15 protein-coding genes are annotated in these 22020 nt (G+C 42.7%); 9 read left to right on the forward strand and 6 right to left on the reverse strand.

The window, feature by feature from the left end:
• The first annotated feature begins 82 nt into the window (after positions 1-82).
• Together BM739_RS05575 and BM739_RS05580 are read left to right on the forward strand one after the other, a co-directional pair.
• Complete coding sequence (locus BM739_RS05575) at positions 83-2008, forward strand: S9 family peptidase (RefSeq protein ID WP_076538246.1); 1926 nt, start codon at positions 83-85, stop codon at positions 2006-2008.
• A gap of 85 nt (positions 2009-2093) precedes the next feature.
• Entirely contained in the window at positions 2094-4046 is a 1953-nt protein-coding gene (locus BM739_RS05580; protein WP_076538248.1) for a S9 family peptidase, read from the forward strand.
• Positions 4047-4175: 129 nt separating this feature from the next.
• Here the strand turns inward: BM739_RS05580 and BM739_RS05585 are convergent, their stop codons facing one another.
• The gene (locus tag BM739_RS05585; RefSeq protein ID WP_076538250.1) at positions 4176-6311 is read right to left on the reverse strand and encodes a TonB-dependent siderophore receptor; all 2136 of its coding nucleotides are present in this window, start codon (positions 6309-6311) and stop codon (positions 4176-4178) included.
• A gap of 545 nt (positions 6312-6856) precedes the next feature.
• On the opposite strand from BM739_RS05585, the gene BM739_RS05590 reads away from it, so the two are divergent.
• Positions 6857-7936: a PepSY domain-containing protein gene (locus BM739_RS05590; protein WP_076538252.1), complete on the forward strand. Its 1080-nt coding sequence runs from the start codon at positions 6857-6859 to the stop codon at positions 7934-7936.
• Between the two features lie 108 nt (positions 7937-8044).
• On the opposite strand, the gene BM739_RS05595 is transcribed toward BM739_RS05590, so the two are convergent.
• Both BM739_RS05595 and nfuA read right to left on the reverse strand, forming a co-directional pair.
• Entirely contained in the window at positions 8045-8632 is a 588-nt protein-coding gene (locus BM739_RS05595) for a type IV pilin protein (RefSeq protein ID WP_076538254.1), read from the reverse strand.
• A gap of 156 nt (positions 8633-8788) precedes the next feature.
• A complete protein-coding gene (gene nfuA, locus BM739_RS05600) occupies positions 8789-9367 on the reverse strand; it encodes a Fe-S biogenesis protein NfuA (protein WP_076538256.1) in 579 nt (192 codons plus the stop codon).
• Positions 9368-9559: 192 nt separating this feature from the next.
• Here nfuA and BM739_RS05605 point away from each other — a divergent pair, with 192 nt between their 5' ends.
• Positions 9560-12184 carry a M14 family zinc carboxypeptidase gene (locus BM739_RS05605; RefSeq protein WP_175609490.1) on the forward strand — a complete coding sequence of 875 codons (2625 nt, stop codon included), beginning with the start codon at positions 9560-9562 and terminating at the stop codon, positions 12182-12184.
• Between the two features lie 20 nt (positions 12185-12204).
• Here the strand turns inward: BM739_RS05605 and BM739_RS05610 are convergent, their stop codons facing one another.
• On the reverse strand, positions 12205-12921 hold the full coding sequence (locus BM739_RS05610; RefSeq protein WP_175609493.1) for a ComF family protein: 717 nt from the start codon (positions 12919-12921) through the stop codon (positions 12205-12207).
• Positions 12922-13170: 249 nt separating this feature from the next.
• Between BM739_RS05610 and bioH the strand changes: the two genes are divergently transcribed.
• The 3 genes from bioH (at position 13171) to BM739_RS05625 (ending at position 15195) form a co-directional block, all read left to right on the forward strand.
• Entirely contained in the window at positions 13171-13947 is a 777-nt protein-coding gene (bioH, locus tag BM739_RS05615; protein ID WP_083698081.1) for a pimeloyl-ACP methyl ester esterase BioH, read from the forward strand.
• A gap of 66 nt (positions 13948-14013) precedes the next feature.
• Positions 14014-14541 (forward strand): hypothetical protein, encoded by a 528-nt coding sequence (locus BM739_RS05620; protein WP_076538259.1) that lies wholly within the window; start codon positions 14014-14016, stop codon positions 14539-14541.
• 363 nt (positions 14542-14904) lie between these two features.
• The gene (locus tag BM739_RS05625) at positions 14905-15195 is read left to right on the forward strand and encodes a putative quinol monooxygenase (protein ID WP_076538261.1); all 291 of its coding nucleotides are present in this window, start codon (positions 14905-14907) and stop codon (positions 15193-15195) included.
• Positions 15196-15304: 109 nt separating this feature from the next.
• On the opposite strand, the gene BM739_RS05630 is transcribed toward BM739_RS05625, so the two are convergent.
• Together BM739_RS05630 and BM739_RS05635 are read right to left on the reverse strand one after the other, a co-directional pair.
• A complete protein-coding gene (locus tag BM739_RS05630; RefSeq protein ID WP_076538264.1) occupies positions 15305-17650 on the reverse strand; it encodes a Tex family protein in 2346 nt (781 codons plus the stop codon).
• Positions 17651-17893: 243 nt separating this feature from the next.
• Positions 17894-18832, reverse strand: a complete 939-nt coding sequence (locus BM739_RS05635) for an AraC family transcriptional regulator (protein WP_076538267.1) — start codon at positions 18830-18832, stop codon at positions 17894-17896.
• A 284-nt stretch (positions 18833-19116) separates the two neighbouring features.
• On the opposite strand from BM739_RS05635, the gene BM739_RS05640 reads away from it, so the two are divergent.
• Complete coding sequence (locus BM739_RS05640; protein WP_303046086.1) at positions 19117-19977, forward strand: DmsE family decaheme c-type cytochrome; 861 nt, start codon at positions 19117-19119, stop codon at positions 19975-19977.
• Between the two features lie 15 nt (positions 19978-19992).
• Entirely contained in the window at positions 19993-21984 is a 1992-nt protein-coding gene (locus tag BM739_RS05645; RefSeq protein ID WP_076538271.1) for an MtrB/PioB family decaheme-associated outer membrane protein, read from the forward strand.
• Positions 21985-22020: the final 36 nt, after the last annotated feature.

The raw sequence follows: 22020 nt of genomic DNA on the forward strand, positions 1-22020 counted from the left end.
TCTTTATTATTGAATTAACAGTGGATTTATCAACCTTACGACTGATAACATCTAGTTAACAACAATAATAAGGATGATTTTAATGAAACGGATTTTTAGCTTGCTGGTGACGCTTTGGCTATGTTCAGCTTCAGTCAGCGCTCAACAATTACCGCTGGAAGCGTTTGCCAGCATTCCAGATGTTAGCCATGTAACCATGTCACCTAATGGTAAAAAAATAGCCTCTTTAGTCCGCTTAAATACCAATGAAATGAAAGGCTCGATTATTAATATCCTTGATATTGATAGCCGTGAGTCTTTTTATCCACTGCAAACCGATAATGAAAAATTTGTTATTTTATCACTGCAATGGGCTAGTGATGATGTCCTATTAATCAAAGCTAAATTCCCTGCTGTACGCTACGGCACGCCAACTACAGAAACGAGGTTGATGAAGTATTCTATCAGTAAAAATAAAACCTCTAGTGCTATCAGCAGTCGCTCGCTTAAAAAATTCAAATGGATGCCGCAAATCCAATCTAACATCATCGACTATTTACCAAAAGACAAAGAAAAACTGTTACTGGGCATTAGTGGTTTAGGTAACAAGCCCAATTTTGAGTCGGTTATTAACATCAACTTGAACAATGGAGCTTTCAAGTTTGTGCAACCAGCAGAGCCACATATCCAAGACTGGATAACTGATAGGCAACATAAAGTCAGAATTGGCATTTATCACAAAGATACTCAGTTCAGAATTTACGAACAAGCTGACACAGGTGAAGATAGACGTGTTTTATGGGAGTTTGAGGCCTTTGCTAAGGAACAAGTTTGGCCGATGGGCTTTGCGCAAGACCCCAATATTCTTTATGTAAAAGCGTACCATGATGATTTATTAGCTATTTTTAAGGTTAACTTAACTGACCCAAAACTGACTAAAGAATTGGTGTTTAGCAGAGAATCCTATGACGTTGAAGGCTCATTAATTTACTCAAACCTCAAACAAAGAGTCATCGGTATTAATGACAGTGACGAATCTGAATATACATTTTGGGATGAGGAATACGTTCGCTTAGCTAATGGGCTAAATAAAGCGTTACCAGACTATCGTAATTACATCACCCAATTTAGTGACGATGAACGCCGCTATATTGTCTACTCAACCAATGCCAAAGAAGCAGGTATTTATTTATTTGGTGATCGTGATGCCGGTGAGTTACTCCCTATTGCATACCGCTATAAAGAATTAAGCCCTGAATTATTAGCTGATACTAAAACCCTGACCTATAAAGCCAGAGACGGCTTAGAAATCGAAGCTTTTCTAACGACGCCCCAAAACAAGGAAGCTAAAAACCTACCTACTATTATTTTCCCCCATGGCGGCCCCATTAGTTATGACTCAAATAGCTTTGATTATTGGACGCAGTTTCTTGCTAACCGAGGCTATGCCGTACTGAGAATGAACTTTCGAGGTTCATCAGGTTATGGTTTTGATTTTATGCAAGCGGGTTTAAAAAGCTGGGGCTTGGATATGCAAAACGATGTTGAAGATGGCACCCGCTGGCTGATTGAGCAAGGCATCTCAGACCCGAAAAAAATATGCATTGTCGGCGCCAGTTATGGCGGTTATGCCGCATTAATGGGCGTTGCTACCACCAAAGATTTATACCAATGCGCCGTTAGTGTTGCAGGTGTAACTGACGTTGAATATTTGGTTAAGTCTTCAAGACGTTTTACTAATTTTGAAATCGTTAAAAAACAAATTGGTGATGACTATGATGCGCTATATGAGCGCTCACCATTAAGCAAAGCTAAAGACATTCATGTCCCAGTGTTACTTATTCACGGCGATAAAGATCGTGTGGTGCGCGTGCAGCACAGTGAAGATATGTTTGATAAGTTAGACGACCTAAAAAAGCCTGTGGAATATATCGAACTTGAAAACGGCGATCATTATTTAAGTAATAATGAACATCGGATCCAAACCTTTATCGCCATTGAAAAGTTTTTACATCAAAATTTACATTAAGCTTTAAATTCAGATCAGTACCCAGTAAATGAACACTGTGGTACTGATTTTTTATCAAAAAAACGTTTAAGAGAAATAATCAACAATGAAATGGATTTCCATACTAATCACCACTTTGGTGCTAAGTCAGCAAGCTTTGGCTGCCGAAAATACTCCCCCAAAAACTGCCCCTAAACTCCCCGTTGAAGCCTTTGCCAGTATTCCCGATGTCAGCACTGTAAAGCTGTCACCCAACGGTAAACACATAGCATCGTTAATTTTGGATGATAGCGCCGAAGAGCCGCATAAGATTGTGGCGCTGTTTAATACCGAAACGGGTCAGTTTCATATACCGCTTAAAAATGACCATGAACGCTATACCATTTTTAATTTAACCTGGGCCAGCGATGAAATCTTGCTCATTGCAGCCACGATACCTTCGAAACGTTTTGGTAAAAATGCCAATGAAAGCTTGCTGATAAAGTACAATATAAAAACCGGTGATGTGGGCAGCGTATTAACTAAAAAAGCCCTCAAACGTTTTAAATTTAATCCTCAATTTCAGCATCACATTATCGATTTACTCCCTAAGGATCCTCAGCACATTTTGCTATCTGTTGCCGGGTTTAGTGAGCGAGTGAATGAAGATAGCGTGGTAAAAGTTAACTTGTATTCCGGTAGGGTTTCCCCTGAACAATACTATCGAGAGCACGTTATCGGATGGATGACCGATCAACAACACAAGGTGCGTATTGCCACTTATCGAGATCCTGATACCACTGAATATCGCACTTACGTACAAGATGACGCCAATGGTGACTTACGCTTACTGTGGAAAAACGAAGCCTATTCTGAAGATAGCGTTATTCCGCTTGGGTTTGATGTAAACCCAAATATTCTCTACGTCAAAGCTTACCATCAGGGTTACTTTGCTATTTTTAAAGTGGATCTTAAAGACCCAACACTGCATAAAGAATTGGTTTTTAGTGAAGACAGCAGCGACGTTAATGCACAATTGCTGCACTCTAATATCACTCGAGAGGCCATTGGCATTGTTGCTGGTATCGATAATGAGTATCACTTTTGGGATAATGATTATAAAAAGCTTATCAAGCGCTTAAAAGCCGCTTTACCAGACACCCAAAACTACCTCACTCAATTTAGTAAAAATGAACGCCGCTATATTGTCTTTGCTACCAGCCCGACTCAGCCTGGGCTTTATTTATTCGGCGATCGTGATGCCAATCGACTAGAAGTGATTGCCACTAAATACTCCCAGCTTAATCCTGATTTTTTAGTTCAGCCACAATCGATCCGCTACCACGCCAGAGATGGACTCGAGATCCCCAGCTACCTGACACTGCCTAAGGGGGCGCCAAACAAACCATTACCAACAATTATTTTCCCCCATGGTGGGCCACATTCTTATGTGGGTGAAGAGTTTGATTATTGGGCACAATTTTTTGCTAACCGCGGCTATGCAGTGTTGCAAATGAACTTTAGAGGCTCGGCTGGTTACGGACTTGAGTTCACCACTGCAGGGCATAAAAACTGGGGCAAAGAGATGCAAACCGATGTAGAGGATGGCACCCGCTACTTAATCGACCAAGGTATCGCCGACCCTAAAAGAATATGCATAGTTGGGGCAAGCTATGGCGGTTACGCCGCCATGATGGGCGCGGCGATGACCCCTGATTTATACCAATGTGTAATTAGCTTTGCTGGGGTTGCTGACGCTGAAGATTTAGTGAAGTTATCGCGTTTTTATACTAGTCATGAGATGACTAAAAAGGTGTTAGGAGATGACTATAACGACCTGTATAAACGCTCACCGATTTATCATGCGGATAAAATTAATGTGCCTATTTTATTAATCCATGGCGACAATGACAAAGTGGTACAGGTGAGTCAAAGCCGAGACATGTATCGAAAATTATCTTCATTAGATAAACAAGTCGAATATGTTGAAATCGATAATGCCAATCACCACTTATCAAACAATCAACACCGCTTAATGACCTTTAGGGCCATTGATAATTTTTTATCTAAAAACCTTTAATTGAAACAATTAAAAAGGCCCGCACATATTTGTATATGTGCGGGCCTTTTAATTATAACTTTTTACTCAAGCACTTAACGCAAGAGCTCTGTTAAATCATTTAACTAAAGCTCTTAACGAGAGAACTAATTAAAACTTAGCTTCAAATGCAAGGCTGAAATGTCTGCCATCACCTACGGTGACATCGGTGTTGGTACCGCCATCTAGGTATTCAGTATCAAATAAGTTTTTGATATTAAAGCGTACATTCATATCAGTATTATGTACTGCAAATGAGTAAGCTGCGCCGAAATCAAATCTTACATAGTCATCTTTAACTATGGTGTTTTGAGTATTGGCAAAGCGCTCACCCACATAGATAGCACCAAAGTTAAGCGCAACGTCATCGGTTACTTCATAGCGAGTCCAGATATTTGCTGACCACTCAGGTGCATCAACTGGGGTTTTACCGTCTAGCTGTTCAGTATCTTCACTGCTCGTAACATATTTTGCATCTAGATACATCATTGAGCTGGTGACGAATACGTTGTCACTGACTTGCCCCTGAGCGCCCACTTCAAAACCACGGTGATGCTGCTTACCGCTTTGGGTGGTGATGTACTCATGATCGCCAATTGGTTGGTCTAATTGTTCGCGCACTGTCACGTTAGTCACTGTGGTATCAAAAACTGCACCGGTTAACAGTAAGCCACCATCATACAGCTCCCATTTGGTACCAATTTCAAATTGCTCACCGTACTCTGGGTCTAAGTTCATACCGTCGTTCACATCGTTATCACTGTTAACGATTGACTGAGGGTTAAAGCTTTGGGCGTAGTTTACATAGATACTGCCGTTATCAGCTGGCGAGTAAATCACGCCAAACTTTGGTGATACCGCATAGCTATTTTCGCCTTCACCGTCTTTTTTCTGCTCGTCATAACGCAGACCAGCCAGTACTTGCCACTGATCATTAATGGTCATCAAGTCTTGTACATAAAAGCCATAATGCTTGTAAGTCGATTCTGAATGAGTGCCATTGTTGTAATCCAGATCCGGTCTAGGTACGTTATCGCCTGGCATAACCATTTGCGCGTCACCTGAATCTCGTTGCAGACCATAGTAATAATCCAAAATGTTAGCGCCGACTAACACTTGGTGCTCCATACCAAAGGCATCAATGGTACCGGTGAAATCCATATAAGCGGTTTTTAGTTGCCAATCATCGTGGCGATCAAACGCCTTGATTTGGTAACCATCAGTGGTCGGATCCATGCCTGCCACCATTGATGGTGACGAATCTAAACGCTGACGAGTAAATGATTGATGGTTATAACCTGTAGTCATTTTCCAATCATCTGAAATAAACCAAGTTACATCAGCACCCAGGTTTTGCACTTCGTTGTCAGTAAAGGCCCACGACATATCCCAGATATCTTCGCGATCGCCCACTAAGTCACCGTTATCATCTAACCAGCCACCTCGGTCGATACCGGTTTTATCATCGGTGTAATCATAGGTCAGTGATAACATCACATCGTCATGAAGATCGAATTCAAGATTTAAGTAACCTAAAAAACGGTCACGCTCTTGAGAATCATCGCCCTCACCGTCTTGGTATTCACGCCAGTATTTTGTATCTTGCTTAACTAATACAGTGCGGTAACGGATAGATTCTGCGTCATTTAATGCGCCACCAGCATCTAACTGAAAGCGAGTTGAGCCGTTTTCATCGGTATCGAATCCAAAGTCAAACATGGTTTCAGAGGTGGCCTTTTTGGTCACCATATTAATCAAGCCACCTGGGCCTGATTGGCCATAAAGCATGCTTGATGGGCCTTTTAATACTTCGACTTGCTGCAAGGTTTCAATCGGCTGCACATAGTGGGAAAACTGCTGGTGACCATTGATTAAAAAGCCACTACCAGAATCTAATTCAAAGCCACGGATATTGAATACTTGGCGGTTCCACTTTTCACTGCCGCCAGTCACACTTGAGTCATTGACCAATACTTCAGATAAATTGGTAGCTAGCTGCTCATCGGTCACAAAATCAGGAATAACATTCACAGATTGCGGCGTATCCATTAAAGCAATATCACCACGCATAGCGCCTGATGACGAGCCTACTTTGTAATTATTAAAATTCATGCCTGTTACTTGAATTCGCTCAATGTTCAACTCAAAATCTAAGCCGTTATCAGTGTCATTAGTTGCTTCTTCAGCCGCTAATGAAGCTGACGCTAAACTGGCAACAACAGCAAATGCAATAGGTGAGATTTTCATACAAAGTAGCCCTTTAAATGGCGGCAGTCGTTAATGAGATGGATTATCATTTGCATTACGACGAAAGTGAAGCCATTTATGTAACAGAAGTAAATAACTGTGAACAAGAGCACTAATGGAAGTAAATCGTGCGAAAATATTTGAATGGCTATTGCATATTCACATTAACTATTGTTCATCAGTTTAGAGCTCCCCTTATCTACACATTTAAATAAAACCCATATAAATTAGAAATTAACAAACAGACAACATTAACCATCATCTGATTTAACCTTTAGATTGTTCACTTCTATTTATCGCGTATTGGCTAATTTCATTCATATAACCGTATTTTTATTCACTGCCACTTCGTGCTCTAAAGAAAATTTAAACTCCTAAATGTGACCTCGACAACACAATGACACTTATATGCCACTCTTTACATTTCTTTAATTGCAGTTGCAAATGAGATTAATTATCATTCTCTACATAGCGTGTCAGTCATAATTGTTAGCTGCTAACTTTTGTCATTGTCATCCATAAATACTTAACCTGAGAACGTAAATATGAAAGTAGTACCCGCTTTAAAGTGGTTCCATAATTGGGTCGGTTTTGTCATTAGTATTTGTATGCTGATAGTGCTAACAACCGGTGTCTATCTCGGTGCTATGGACATGCTAAAAAGAATGGATGATAAGGGCCAAACCTATGTGCCGTTAACCATTGAACAAAAGGCACAAGCTACTGAATTTATTTTTGAACACTACCCAGAAATGAGCAGTGTGCGTTTTCCTACCGAACATACCCCTTACCTTGAAGCGGCAACCCGTGGCCAATCTATCGCTTTTGATAGTGAGTTCAATGAAATACATCATCATAAAGTGTCAGATATCCCGCTTTGGACCACGATGTTTTGGCTCCACAGAAACTTCTTACTGGGTGATATTGGTAAATATGTTAATGCATGGGCATCGTTCATTGGTGGTGCTATTACCTTAGTGGGCATTTACCTTTGGTGGCGGGTACGTAAGAGCTTTAGACTAAAGCACTCTATCCCAGCAAACACTAAGTCAAGTAGCCTAGTGAAAAGCCACATTCAATTAGGCTTATTCATATCAGTGCCACTGTTTTTACTCTGTATTACCGGCTTTTTGATTACTTATAAAGGCTTATGGACAGATGCGCTCAAGCACAAGCCAACGGCTGAAATTAGCTATCCAGTCAGTAAAGCTAACGATTGGCACAGCCAGCTACAAACCGCCCAAGATTTATGGCCTGAATCCTTATTAGTGTCTGTTAATAAACCAAGACAAAGAAAGCCAGCTGCTGACGCGCCAAAAGCCGCTAAGCCACAAGCGTTAAATTACAGTATCAAGTTTGATGGTCACGCTGATGTATGGCTTAGACAAGCTGACAGTATCACCATGGATCATCAGCACGGCAAAATCGTATCAAGCCTGAAGCACAGCGATAGAAGCTTATCAGGTCAAGTTGCCAGCTTCGTTAGACCACTGCATGACGCACTCAATATGCCGTTTAAATACGTGGCGTTTATTACCATAGTGGCCTTTATTGGCACAGTAATCTTGTTATTTAGCGCAGTGACTTTTTACCGCCGTATTTTTAAAGCGAAAAATAAAAAGTAACCTGTTATCGATAATTCATCATTACAAAAATAGCGACCCAATGGTCGCTATTTTTATGCCCGATTACCGCTTCATATTCAAATTAACGCATTAGCCTAATCCCGTATTTTACAAATCAGTGATTATTGCTCTTGCGGTGCCGTTATTAGAGTCATAGAGAATTTTCATATCGGCATCGAGTCTGCCTTGGGTATCGCCTAAGGTGCGCAGTACATAGGTGCACTGAGTAACATCTCCGGTAGACGGGCTGGCTTCATGGCGATAGGCTTGATAATCACTGCCGTCATTACTGCTCGAAACCGTTGGCGGATTTTCAAGTAGCGAGTTCCATAAATCTAAACAACCTTGAATGCCTTTACCAATGTTACTTGGACTGCCCATTGGGCTATTTTTATCGATCCCTAATGGATAACCCAAGGGGTTTATATCAAGGATATTATCGATATAGCCTTCAAGATCATTTACTGCGCCGCTTTCTCCTGACACTTGCCATCTAAGATGGACAAAGGTCACCCCTTGTTGATAAGCCGCAGCAGTCGCTTTAACATCGCTAATTGCCGCATCACGCTTTAAATCGACATACTTACTCGCTGCAACTACTGCTAGAATCGCCAATACAATAATAACCACTATTAGCTCAATTAAGGTAAAGCCTTGCATTTTTAACGGCTTAAATTGAGTTATTTTATCTGCCATGAAGATACCCTACTCCGTTTTCATACTTAAGTTATAGCACAAGGCTCCCACCCAACGTAAGTTACGGCCAATAAAAAACGCGACCATATTGGCCGCGTTTAATGTAAAAATTGAATGAGTTATTGCTGTATTTTACAACAATAAAAGCTTTCAAATTTACTGGTAAGAGTGAGAACCATGTTGATGGTCAGTCACATCTTTAACACCAGAGAGTTCACCAGGGAACATCTCCAGTAATTGCTTCTCAATGCCATCTTTTAAAGTGATATCAACTTGAGAACAACCATTACAACCACCACCAAACTGCAGTACTGCAACAGCATCTTCAGTGATTTCAACTAGCATGATGTTACCACCATGGCTTGCTAGCTGCGGGTTAATCTCTGATTGAATCACATATTCAATACGCTCTTTTAATGGCGCATCTGAAGACACTTTACGCATTTTAGCGTTTGGCGCTTTTAAGGTTAGCTGCGAACCTAATTGGTCAGTAACAAAATCAATGCTCGCTTCTTCTAAAAATGGTGCGCTTTTTTCGTCAACCATGGCACTGAAACCGTTGAAAGGTAATTCAGTGTCATCCGCTTCTACAGCGTCAGGTGGACAATAAGACACGCCGCACTCAGCTTGGGCAGTACCCGGGCTGATTACAAACACACGGATATGCGTGCCTTCCGGTTGATCGGCCAGTAATTTAACAAAATGCGCCTGAGCCGTATCAGAAATGTTGATCATAAAAACTGCTCCGTTAGATAGTACTTAAAAGTGTACTAAAAATAGTACTTGAGTAATTTAGTAAGAATTAGCGCTATGATACTCCTAGTTGCGACGGCTTTGTAGTCCTGCAGTGAGCAAGTTGCATAAAAAACACCGAGAAATTGCGCTTTTTAATGGCGATTTAAGCTTAATCACTTTATGGTGATTGTATTGTTTTCTTTTTATGATCTTGTTTCTTATATGATTAGCTTCAATGCATTGTTTACTCGTCTCGCTAAAGGCAGCTTTTTCGGCTTCATTATCTGTATGCCATTATTTACCTTGGCGCAGGCTGACTCCCGCATTGAGCAGCGCCTCGGGGCTGAGAAAATTAATACAAAAATCACTCAACCTGCTGAATATTTAGGTTATACCTTGGGTGAGTGGCATTTAAGACATGATCAAATTAATCACTATTTACAACTATTAGCCCGCCAAAGTTCGCGGTTTTCTTTAGATTCTGCCGGTTACTCCTATGAAAGACGCCAGCAACTTAGTGCGGTAATTACCTCAGATAAAAACCAACAGCGACTAGCTGAAATTCTCGAACAACGCAGCCAAGTAAAATACGGCGTTAAACAACAAGGTCCATTGCAGCAAAGCCCATTGATTATCTGGCTGGCCTATTCGATTCATGGTGATGAAGCCAGTGGCGCCCATGCGGCGCTAGCGTTAAGCCATTACCTTGCCGCATCTGATGAAGATTGGGTCAAAGAATTACTCAATAATACGGTTATTTTACTGACACCGACCCAAAACCCCGATGGTTTTGATCGCTTTGCGAGCTGGGCTAATAGCCATAAAGGCCAAGTGATTATTACCGATCCGAATCATCGTGAGCATAATCAAGCTTGGCCCGGTGGACGCTTTAACCATCATCTTGCAGACTTAAACCGTGACTGGCTATTTCTGCGCCATCCCGCCTCTCAAGGCCGAGTGGCGTTTTTCCATAAATGGCAGCCCCATTACGTGGGTGATTTCCACGAAATGTGGCAAAACCAAACCTATTTCTTTCAACCTGGAGTGGCTGATAGGGTCAATCCGCTGACCAATCCTGACAATCAAATTTTATCCAATGAGCTTGCGGCTTATCACCGTAAAGCGTTAGATGAAGTCAAGCAGCCGTATTTTAGCGGGCAGATGTTTGATGATTTTTTCTATGGTAAAGGCTCAACCTACCCTGATATCAATGGCGCTGTGGGTATTTTGTTTGAGCAAGCCAGCTCTCGTGGTCAAGCACAAGAGTCGCCTAATGGCGTAGTCACCTTGCAAAATAGTATTGATAATCAATTTTCCACTTCACTATCAAGCCTGCAAGGTGCCCATGCGCTACGTAAAAAATTGATAAAATACCAAAGCGATTTTTTTGCTCGCAACAGTAAGCGTACCCGAGACGGTAAACAAACGGGGCGCTTAGTAAAAGCCCATGGCGGTAAAGCCCATATCACTGAACTTGCAACGATATTGCAGCAACACCAAATCAGCTTCAAATACCTAAACCGTGAGCTGGAAGACGATGACATACTCTTTGGCCCATCAAACAGCCTGTTCATTCCTCAAAGTCAGCCACAGCATGACTTATTGCAAGCATTGTTTGATAAGCGCACTGAGTTTAAAGACGAAACCTTTTATGATATTTCCACTTGGAATTTTGAATCAGCTCTGGGCTTAAGCATCAGTGAAAATGCTAAACCCAGCCCCAAATATCTCACCAATAAGACCCCAAATGCAGTGGCGACTGAGCAACTCGATAACGCCAGCAATGTGGCCTTTATTATTGACTGGCAACAGGCGGCAGCGGCGCCCATGTTGCAGCAATTACTCAGCCAAGGGGTACAGGTAAAATTCGCTAAAAAGCCATTTAGTCTGCCTGATCGCAGCCCTAACGCCAAAAAGTCAGCAGCAATAGACTTCACAGCGGGTAGCCTGCAAATTCCCTTACGCCAGCCCAACTACAAGGGCAATATAGCGCTATTGGTCAGCCAACTTGCCACGCAATACCAAGTAGATGTCACTGCAGCAAGCAGCTCACATACCTTAGCGGGAATGGATCTTGGCAGTGATGAATTTAGCGTGATCAAACCGATTAAGCCGTTATTGCTCACTGGCATAGATACTAACGCCTCAGAAACCGGGCAAATGTGGTATTACCTTGATCAAACGCTTGCAGCGCCTGTCACTATGGTGGACAGTAATCGTATCGCTAGCATTAATTTATCAGGCTACAGCCACATTTTTATGGCTGATGGGCCTTATCATTTAATCAGTGATGCCAGCGCAAGAAAGCTGGGCAAATTTGTAATGGATGGCGGCACTATCGTGGCGCAAAAACGGGCGCTAGTATGGCTCAATAAGCGCAATATTCTTAAGTCTCAGCCTAAAACCAGACTAGAGCTGAATAAATTATTTAGCACTTCAGGGATGAGTTACGCGGATAAGTCTAAATTAAATGCCAGACAATCCATCGGCGGCGCCATTGTGGCGTTAACACTGGATGAAACCCACCCAATCAACTTTGGTTTACCTAACCCGCTACAAGTGATGAAAAACCGTGAGATAAGTTTTAACCTCACTTCCACGCCTTTTATTGTGGCGGCGGACTATACCAATGAGCCTCTGCTCAGTGGTTACCTTGCTAAGGAATATCAGCGCGCTTTTGCCAACACCCCTGCAATGATCGTTGAGCCCAAAGGCAAAGGGCATGTTGTGGCATTAACCGATAATTTCTTGTTTAGAAATATCTGGTTAGGCTCTGAAAAAGTGTATGCCAATGCGCTGTATTTTATCCCCCAATAACTCACTTTACAGCTTGTTTATCATAACAGCCCCGGTGCTTCAGCCCTTGCTAAGCACCAAGTTTGCACATGGGTATAGTGCGCCGCAAATAAGCGGCTAATTTCATTCACCGTGGTGCCTGTGGTCACCACATCATCAATAAGTGCCACCCGCTGATAAGGATTATCCCGCTGCAACTCAAATGCATCGGCGCAATTTAAGCGTCGCTGCTTACCGTTAAGTCCGGCTTGGGCCTTAGTATCAACGCAGCGCAGCAGTAAACTATCGTCCATCGGAATGCCAATTTGCGCGCTGAGCTCTTTAGCAATCAGCCAAGCTTGATTAAAGCCGCGCTGCTTTAAGCGATTGCGATGTAGCGGTACCGGAATGAGCACTTGGGGAAGTTCAATTAAGCCTCTGGCCGCCAAATCCATCACCCTTACTGCTAATACTTGCACTAAGGCCGCTAATGGCGCGCATTGCTGCTGATATTTAATCCCTGCGATTAACTCTCCTAAGCCTTGATGATAACTGCAAGGGGCAATGACTAACATGGGCTCAATGTGCTGACAGTGGCCGCAATACACTTGTAATAACGGCATAGATTTACCACAACCTAAACAGATTTCTTGATGATAAAGCCCCGCCACAAGGCAGGTCTGACACACACCCGTATGCGGTTTAGCTGCAGCGTACTGCATAATATCTTGCTGGCATAACAAGCAGCGGTTAGGCAGGTTAGCTGCCACTGCAGTCATCAAGGAGACTAGCTTAGCGGTGTTATTGTTCAAATTGAGCTTGAAGGGTTTTGAGAGTTGCCAAGCCATAGAATATCCTTATCCTGTATGACAATTGTTTTAACCAGCGATCATTTATTATTCGCCACTTTTTGAGGTTAGCCTTTGAATTCACCAGCGCTGCACATTACGACTATTACGCCTAAAGCTATTTCTCGCGAAACCATTAGTCACGAAACGATTAGTCATGAAACAATTAGTCATGAAACGATGACTCATACCGAGATGACTCATGAAAATAGCCCCGACGTTATTGATATTGTATTGCTACATGGCTGGGGGGTGAACTCTGCGGTTTTTCAGCCGCTGCAAACCGCATTATCTGAGTATAGAGTGCATTACGTTGATTTGCCGGGCTTTGGTGATAGCCAAGCAAATAGCGATAATATCGAAGCATGGGCAGCGGCGTTAGCCCAAGCCCTACCTGAAAATGCCATTTGGCTTGGTTGGTCATTAGGGGGATTAGTCGCCACTCAAATTGCCCTTAATCATCCTCAGTCGGTAAAAGCACTGATCACCGTGGCCTCTTCGCCTTGTTTTATGGCTCAAGAACAACCCCAGTGGCCGGGGATCGCCCCTGCAGTGCTCAGGCAATTTCACCAGCAATTAAATGTCAATTTGGCCAAAACGGTCGAGCGATTTTTAGCGATTCAAGCCATGGGCAGTGACTCAGCTAAAGAAGATATTGTAGCGATAAAAAAATTAGTGCTGGCTAAACCTTTACCGAGCCAAGCGGTACTCGATCAAGGTTTAGATATGCTCAAAGAGGTTGATCTACGCCCGCAACTTAACGACATCGACCAGCCTTGGTTGCGTATTTGGGGTAAATGCGATGCCTTAGTCCCCAGAACAATCATCCGCCAGTTACCCCAAGCCAGTAATATTACTGACATTGTCCACAATAAAGCCTCCCATGCGCCGTTTATTTCACACCCACAGGCCTTTTTAGATGGCTTATTGCCATGGATAAAAAAACATCAAATCTAGGCTATAAAACCTGCTAACACTTGGTTATAATTTAAACATTAAATGTTTGTTTTTTAAGTGAGTGTGATGCTAATTGTCACTAATTATCCCCAAGTTCCGCTGGCAACAACTAATGTTGCAACGGATCTTGCTCGAGCGGATAATCAGCAGGCAAAGCCAATATTACCGCCTCAAGCGTTAACTAAGCCCCACCATGAGCGAGCGCTCAATCAAAAAAATGAATCACCAGCCCGTTATATCATCAAGGAAAAATCTTCCCAGCAGCGGCAATCGTCCGATCAACAAACCCCGCAGCAACTCGCTCAGCCATCTTCAGCGCCAAAATCACAAAGCGCACCGTTAACGGGCTTATTACCCCAGTTACTGCGGGTGGCCGCTAGAAATAACCCCACCCTTAGCCGTGGTGACATTCAGCCCCAAACCCCCACCATGTCGACAGCAATCAACACTGATAACAACAAAAACACCGAAGTAAAGCCACGCTTAAGAGGCCATTCTGAGGCGTTTTATAAACAGTTTGGCCAGCACATCGCCACATGTTACCAGCAGTGCACTACGCCTTTGCCAGCCGCGCATCTACTAATATTGGTTTAACCCTGTTGCTAGCTGCGATTTAGCGACTTGATACCTTCAGTTAATGCTATTGGCTTATTGATATAACTGGTACTGGCTTATTGATATTCGCGCTATTAGCTTATTGATATTAGTGCTATTGGCATAGTGCGACTGACTTATTGATATTGGCTGCTGACTTATTGTTATTAGTGGTATTTGCTTAGTGTTCCCTTGGGTTACTTGGCACTCGCTCAATCACACCGGCCTCAAAGATTATCTAATATTTTTTGATAATAATTCAAATTTCAGCCTATTTATTCGCCAGTATGTAATGGCTACTATAGCTCCATCAGCAACAAGGCTGAACCAAATTCAACTTGATACATTATAGGAACTATCATCATGGCTAACTTAACTATCGTAGCAAACATCATTACCAAAGCAGACAAAGTGGAGCTGGTTAAAGCTGAGCTACTTAAGCTGATGGACATTACTCGCGCTGAAGCAGGTTGTATTAATTACGACTTACATCAAGACAATGAAAACCCAGCACATTTCATGTTTTATGAAAACTGGGAAAGCCGTGAATTATGGCAAGCACACATGGGTAATGCGCATTTAGCCGAGTATATGGTGGCCACTGAAGGTGCGGTTGAGCAGTTTATTTTAAACGAAATGACTCATATCGCTTAATTGGTCACGGTATAAATTTTACAAAATAAAAAGGCCTTAACAGTCACGAGTATTCTCAAGATGTTAAGGCCTTTTTTGGTTTAATGCTAAGCTAAACCAATGAGCAATATTACTTTTTCAGCTTAGCAAAGGCGTCAGCAAACGCATTACCCATAGCCGCATTGGCTGGGGCTTTTTGCGGTTTATTAGCTGACTTTTGCCCTGATTTATTCCCGCTAGCTTTATGTGCAGGCTTGCTGTTGGCTGATTTAGATTGAGTAGCGGTTTTCGCTGTTGGTAGTGCTTCATCAAGGCGCATACTTAATGCGATACGGCGACGCTCTACATCCACTTCCATCACTTTAACTTTAACCACATCACCCGCTTTAACTATGGTGTGAGGGTCGCTGACAAACTTGTCAGTGAGTGACGAAATATGCACTAAACCATCTTGATGTACGCCTACATCAACAAAAGCGCCAAAGTTAGTCACATTGGTGACCACGCCTTCTAGGATCATCTCCAACTTAAGATCTTTAAGCTCTTCAACACCTTCTTTAAAGCTGGCGGTTTTGAACTCGCCACGAGGATCACGCCCAGGCTTGTCTAGCTCTTTTAAGATATCGCTGATGGTGGGTAAACCAAATTCATCAGTAACAAACTCAGCAGCATTTAGCTGAGATAACAATTCACTATTACCCATTAAGCTGGCCACAGTTTGCTGCTTGGCACTGGCAATGGCTTCAACCAATTTGTAGGCTTCAGGGTGAACTGATGAACCATCTAATGGATTTTTAGCATCGCTAATGCGTAAGAAACCGGCCGCTTGCTCAAAGGCTTTTGGCCCTAAACGCGCCACTTTCAATAATTGTTTACGGCTTTCAAATTTACCGTTTTCATCGCGGTAGTTAACCAGGTTTTTAGCTAAGGTTTTATTTAAACCGGCCACCTGCGCCAATAATGGGGCTGATGCCATATTCAAATCAACGCCCACGCCATTTACACAATCTTCTACGACCGCTTCAAGTGAGCTTGATAGTTGGCTTTGGCTCACATCATGTTGATATTGCCCCACACCAATGGATTTAGGCTCGATTTTAACGAGTTCAGCTAACGGATCTTGCAATCGGCGGGCAATGGATACAGCGCCGCGGATCGATACATCTAAGTTAGGGAACTCTTCAGAAGCCAACTCTGATGCTGAATACACTGATGCGCCCGCTTCACTAACCATCACTTTGGTCAAGCTTGGGTGCGTCTCTTTCATAAAGCTCATCACTTCAGCGGCTAATTTATCCGTTTCACGTGAGGCGGTACCATTGCCAATGGCGATGATCTCCACTTTATGCATTTTAATCAGGTTCGCTAAAGTGCGGATTGACTTATCCCACACGTTTTGCGGCGCATGGGGGAAGATGGTGGTATGGGCCACAAACTTACCGGTGTTATCCACAATCGCCACTTTAACGCCGGTGCGCAGCCCAGGATCTAAGCCCATGGTTGCTTTAGCGCCAGCAGGCGCTGCCATTAATAAATCGCCTAAATTACGGGCAAACACATTAATGGCTTCAGCTTCAGCGCGCTCACGCATTTGGCTAATAAACTCGGTTTCCATTTGCAGAGCAATTTTAATGCGCCATGTGGCGGTAACCACAGTTTTAAGCCACTGATCAACACTCGAGTCAGAAAACTTCAGCTTGAAATGATCGGCAATAATCACCACGCAATAACTGCTTTGCGCCACTTCAGCTTTGGGATCGGCATTCATCGATAAACTGAGGGCACCTTCATTGCGGCCGCGCAGCATAGCAAGGGCGCGATGGGAAGGCACTTTAGTAATGGCTTCAGTATGCTCAAAGTAATCTCTGAATTTAGCGCCTTCTTTTTCTTTACCTTTAACTAGGCGGCTTTCAAGCACTGCCTGTTGGCTTAAATGCTTACGCACTTTTTGCAGTAAATCTGCATCTTCAGCAAACCGTTCCATTAAGATAAAACGCGCGCCGTCTAAGACCGCTTTCACATCGCCAAAGCCAGCGTCGGCATTGATAAATTCAGCCGCTTTTGCTTCAAGATTAATACTACGATTAGCCAATAAAAAGTCAGCTAAAGGCAACAAACCTGCTTCAATAGCAATTTGACCTTTAGTGCGGCGTTTCGGTTTAAAAGGAAGGTATAAATCTTCTAAGCGGGTTTTACTGTCTGCGGCATTAATGGCTTGTTGTAATGCTGGGGTTAATTTGCCTTGGGTATCAATGCTTGAAAGAATAACTTGTCTGCGCTCGGCTAATTCACGTAAATAGCTTAGGCGACTATTTAGGGTTCGCAGCTGCGCATCATCTAAACCGCCAGTGGCCTCTTTACGATAGCGGGCAACAAAAGGAACGGTAGAACCATCATCGAGTAAGTTAATCGTCGCTGAGACTTGTTGCTCACGAACATTCAGTTCTTGAGCGATTATTTGAGCAATACTAAGCATAAAGGTCTAATTTAGCGTTAAATAACAAATGAGGTCAAAGATAGCATAATCAGTGGCAAACGTTTATGAACAATCGATGATTTTGTGCTATTTATCTAAGCTAATTTTAACGGTTAGCAAACTCACACACGGTTAAATAACCGCTAAAACAGCCGCTAAAACAGCGCAATTAAATTAATTATATTGCTTATAATTAATTTAATTAATAACCATTCTCATTTAACTTGTTATATTAAATATTAGTTACAGATTGTTGCAAATATTATTGCGCACATATTGAGTTGGGGTGCAGCCTGTTGATTTAGAAAAGTATCGACTAAAACTTGGCAGATCTTTAAAGCCACTTTCATATGCTGACTTTTTTATATTACCTTTATTATTATTCAAAATAGTTATAATAGAATTCATTCTGGTATTTTGAATCATGTCTTTTACACAGCAGTGTTCAGTTTTAAGTTCGCGCTGTAAACCACGCTCTGATACACCAATTAAATTGGCAAGATTGGCTAAGTTTAACGCTGATGGTGGCATGCTATTAGCGGCAGCTTTTACCCGTTCGCTACTGGGCAGTATTAGCTTAGTGTCTGCCAATATCGGGCTAACATCGCGCTCATCTTTTGCCACTGTCACTGACATAGACTGACAGTTAAAGGTTACGTTATCAAATAAGTCGACATCGACACCATAGAATGCTCGCTCAAAAGGTAACTCTATGATTAAATTTGACTTATCTTTGAATGAATGACGTAAAATATGCGTAATACAGCTATAAATAAACAAGTCGTCATACTTAGATGCAATGGCTTGAGGAGCGCGTTTAGCCACTAAAGCTAAACTGTGCTGCGTTTCAATATTGCACCAATTGAGATCTGATACTTGATTATAAAATTGGGTAAATGCCACTAGCTTTTGCGCATCACTGACCTCTGCTGACAAGTCGATATCAGTAAACTTGATGATCCGCTGAATAAAATATTGTATCAAATCAATAAAGAAATACTTATTGTCACAATTATTTTCTATATAACGTAATAAATTAGTAATGGTATTAAAACCAATCAAATCTGTATCTGCAAGATACTTAAAATGGTTATATTCATCAGGTAATGGAAAATTAATTAACTCGCAATATTCACACACAATCTTGGTGTGAACAGCTGGCCGGCACTTATATTTAATCATCTGAAAACATCTAAATAATATCCACATTTAACTGCTGGTTATTTTATTTGTTTTTGCTACTTAAGATGCTGACGCGGATCACATATGTCGCTTTTTGATAATTCAATTGCATCGATTAGATTTCTACACATCCCTAAAATACCCCTTCTTAATTAGTACACTTTTTAACATTTGATTTAATAAGGTCAGGTAACTTGATGAACTGGTATCGTAAATTCATAACCTATATCAGCATAACGCTCTGTTTATGCTCATTTAGTGCTATCTCTGCGCCATGGGATGACATGCCAGCAGATCAGTTAGAACAGCAATTGGTTGAAAAGTTCGCTGCAGGCAAGTACTCCCCTAAAGGGGCAGACAACTGCTTAATGTGTCATCGCAAAAATGAAAAAGTCATGGATATCTTTAAAGGCGCCCATGGCAACTTAACCCATAGTGACTCGCCAATGGCAGGGCTGCAGTGCGAAGCTTGTCATGGCCCTCAAGGTAACCATAACCGTGGCGGCAAAGAGCCAATGATCCAATTTGGCCAAGACAGCAAGTTATCAACCCAAGCACAAAATACTGTTTGTCAGGGCTGTCATAACGATCCAAAACAAATGGCATGGCATAACAGCACCCATAATCTTGAAGAAGTTGCCTGTGCTGACTGTCATAACATCCACGCAGCCAAAGATCCTGCCCTAGACAAACTCACCGTTAACGATACCTGTACTAGTTGTCACAGCCAAGAAAAAGCCGACATGAACAAGCGTTCATCGCACCCACTAAAATGGGACCAAATGACCTGTATCGATTGTCATTCTCCCCACGGTTCGATGACTGAAAGCGCGTTAAACAAACCTTCTATTAATGACACTTGTTATAGCTGTCATGCAGAAATGCGTGGCCCAGTGCTATGGGAACATGCGCCAGTGACTGAAAACTGCGTCACCTGTCATAACCCACACGGCAGCGTTAACGAATCTATGCTCAACAACCGTGCTCCGCAGCTTTGTCAGCAATGTCATGCCGATGATGGCCATGCCAGCCGCGTTGTACCACAACCAGGTATGGATGCCTTTGGCGGCGGCAAAAGTTGTTTAAATTGCCACAGCCAAATTCATGGTTCTAACCATCCAGCTGGCAGTTTGCTGCAACGCTAAATGAGGGCAACAACAATGAATTTTAAACTCAATTTTATTACCGCCTCATTAGTGATTGCCTCAGCACCCGCTATGGCGGCTGATTTTGCGGTAGGTAAAGCAAATACCGCTAATGTTGATCAGCAAAATTACCAATGTCAGCGCTGTGAAGCAAACACTGGCTATAACGGCAGTGTCAGTGTTGCCGCGGGTTACATTAGCAGTGATGATGTTCATGCTGCTAATGCCTTTGGCACTGATCAAGACGGCTTTGTTACTGCCGTTAGCGGTGATGTGAACTACCAAGACGAAAACGGCTATCAGGCGCGCATTCAAGCCAACCAACTGGGGTTTGAAAACAGCTCAGCGAATGTCAGCGTTGGCAAAGCTGGATTGTTCTCAGTGGATGCGGATTACCAATTACTGACCACCTATCAGTCAGGTGATGCTCAAAGTCAGCTTTATTATGACGATGGCATGATGCTGCCAAGTGACGAGCCATACACGTTTGAGTTATCACAGCAACGTGAAAAAATGGGCTTTGGCGCCAAAGTTAAGCAAGATTTTTATCAAGGCTACCTGCGTTATGAAACCGAAGATAAAAGCGGTTATAAGAGCAGCAGTATTGTTACCCCTAGCCCAGTAAATATTGGTTTAGTTGTCGACTCAACTACCGATTCATTTACCGCAGGCGCTGCCCTTACTGGCGACAACTGGTTAACTGAGCTGAGCTATTTTGGTAGCCAGTACAAAAATAATGTTAACCACCTGAGCTTACCGTACTCATACGACTTGTATGCAGCAACCCCTGACAATGAAGCCCATCAAGTATCACTGTCGGGCCAATATCAATTAGATCGCACTGTGATGTCAGGGCGCTTTATTGTTGGCCGCATGATCCAAGATGATGACCTCATTCAAGTGGCGGGTAACCCAATCCAAAACTGGGATGGCGAAATCGACACCACGGATGCCAGCTTTAACATCACCTCAATGCTAAGTAATCGTTTACGTCTGGGGGCAAGTTACGACTACAGCAACCGTGAAAACAACAGCTCGGTATTTGAATTCCAGCAATACGACTTTAATAGCTTAAGTGGCACCTTCAAAGAAAACGTCGCCACTGATGTCGAACGCTCAAGCTATAAAGTTAATGCCAGTTACCGCATCAGTAGTGGCTACCGTTTACAAGCAGGTTATGACCGTAAAGATGTTCAGCGCAGTTATAGCGATCGCGAACAAACTAACGAAGACAACTTATGGGCCAAGTTCAGTATTCGCGCCATTGATAAGCTCAATATTAATGTTAAAGCCAGCCACAGTAATCGCGGCGGCTCTGAGTACCAAACCAATGAGCTAACGTCATCTGAAGATAACAGCCTAATGCGTAAGTACTATCTTGCTGATAGAACCCGTAACGATATCGAGCTGCGCGTTAATCACAGCCCAGTTGATTGGTTAAGCATCGACTTCACCGGACGCTACGCCATTGATGACTATGACGATACTGTTATCGGCTTAACGGAATCAGAAGATTACGGTTACGACGTCAATGTAAACCTGCAACTTAGCAAGCAATTATCAGCTTATGGTTTTGCTGGCCAGCAGTGGATTAACTCAGCTCAAGCTGGCAGCCAAAGTTATAGCGACCCTGATTGGTACGCCGATATTGAAGACAAATTTATCAATATGGGCGCCGGCGTGAGCTACGGCGGATTAATGCAGAACCAACTGACTTTAGGGGCTGATTACTTATTCAGTAACTCAAGCAGTGACACCTACATTACCAGTGATGGCACCTCGCCATACGGTGATTATTATTCTTATAACCATAGCGCCAGCTTATATGCCAACTACGCCTTAAGTGACGACATGGCATTAAAGCTGACTTACCGCTACGAACGTTATTACGACACCGATGATGCTCAATTATCTATAAATGAAGTCCCAGCAATGGTGACCCTAGGTGAGCTTAATCACAATTATAACGCCCATCAGATCATGCTGAATTTCAGCTATCTGCTGTAGTCGTTACCAACGCGCTGAATAAATTTTAGTAAGAGG

The organism is Shewanella sp. UCD-KL21, from assembly GCF_001957135.1.
In the GTDB taxonomy this organism is placed as follows: domain Bacteria; phylum Pseudomonadota; class Gammaproteobacteria; order Enterobacterales; family Shewanellaceae; genus Shewanella.

What these genes read in the sequence shown, in the direction of transcription:
- BM739_RS05580 (WP_076538248.1), top strand. Translation starts at nt 2,094, where the DNA reads ATGAAATGGATTTCCATACTAATCACCACTTTGGTGCTAAGTCAGCAA.
- BM739_RS05630 (WP_076538264.1), bottom strand. Translation starts at nt 17,650, where the DNA reads ATGCTTAGTATTGCTCAAATAATCGCTCAAGAACTGAATGTTCGTGAG.
- BM739_RS05625 (WP_076538261.1), top strand. Translation starts at nt 14,905, where the DNA reads ATGGCTAACTTAACTATCGTAGCAAACATCATTACCAAAGCAGACAAA.
- BM739_RS05620 (WP_076538259.1), top strand. Translation starts at nt 14,014, where the DNA reads ATGCTAATTGTCACTAATTATCCCCAAGTTCCGCTGGCAACAACTAAT.
- BM739_RS05585 (WP_076538250.1), bottom strand. Translation starts at nt 6,311, where the DNA reads ATGAAAATCTCACCTATTGCATTTGCTGTTGTTGCCAGTTTAGCGTCA.
- BM739_RS05595 (WP_076538254.1), bottom strand. Translation starts at nt 8,632, where the DNA reads ATGGCAGATAAAATAACTCAATTTAAGCCGTTAAAAATGCAAGGCTTT.
- BM739_RS05635 (WP_076538267.1), bottom strand. Translation starts at nt 18,832, where the DNA reads ATGATTAAATATAAGTGCCGGCCAGCTGTTCACACCAAGATTGTGTGT.
- BM739_RS05610 (WP_175609493.1), bottom strand. Translation starts at nt 12,921, where the DNA reads ATGACTGCAGTGGCAGCTAACCTGCCTAACCGCTGCTTGTTATGCCAG.
- BM739_RS05645 (WP_076538271.1), top strand. Translation starts at nt 19,993, where the DNA reads ATGAATTTTAAACTCAATTTTATTACCGCCTCATTAGTGATTGCCTCA.
- BM739_RS05590 (WP_076538252.1), top strand. Translation starts at nt 6,857, where the DNA reads ATGAAAGTAGTACCCGCTTTAAAGTGGTTCCATAATTGGGTCGGTTTT.
- BM739_RS05640 (WP_303046086.1), top strand. Translation starts at nt 19,117, where the DNA reads ATGCCAGCAGATCAGTTAGAACAGCAATTGGTTGAAAAGTTCGCTGCA.
- nfuA (WP_076538256.1), bottom strand. Translation starts at nt 9,367, where the DNA reads ATGATCAACATTTCTGATACGGCTCAGGCGCATTTTGTTAAATTACTG.
- bioH (WP_083698081.1), top strand. Translation starts at nt 13,171, where the DNA reads ATGACTCATACCGAGATGACTCATGAAAATAGCCCCGACGTTATTGAT.
- BM739_RS05575 (WP_076538246.1), top strand. Translation starts at nt 83, where the DNA reads ATGAAACGGATTTTTAGCTTGCTGGTGACGCTTTGGCTATGTTCAGCT.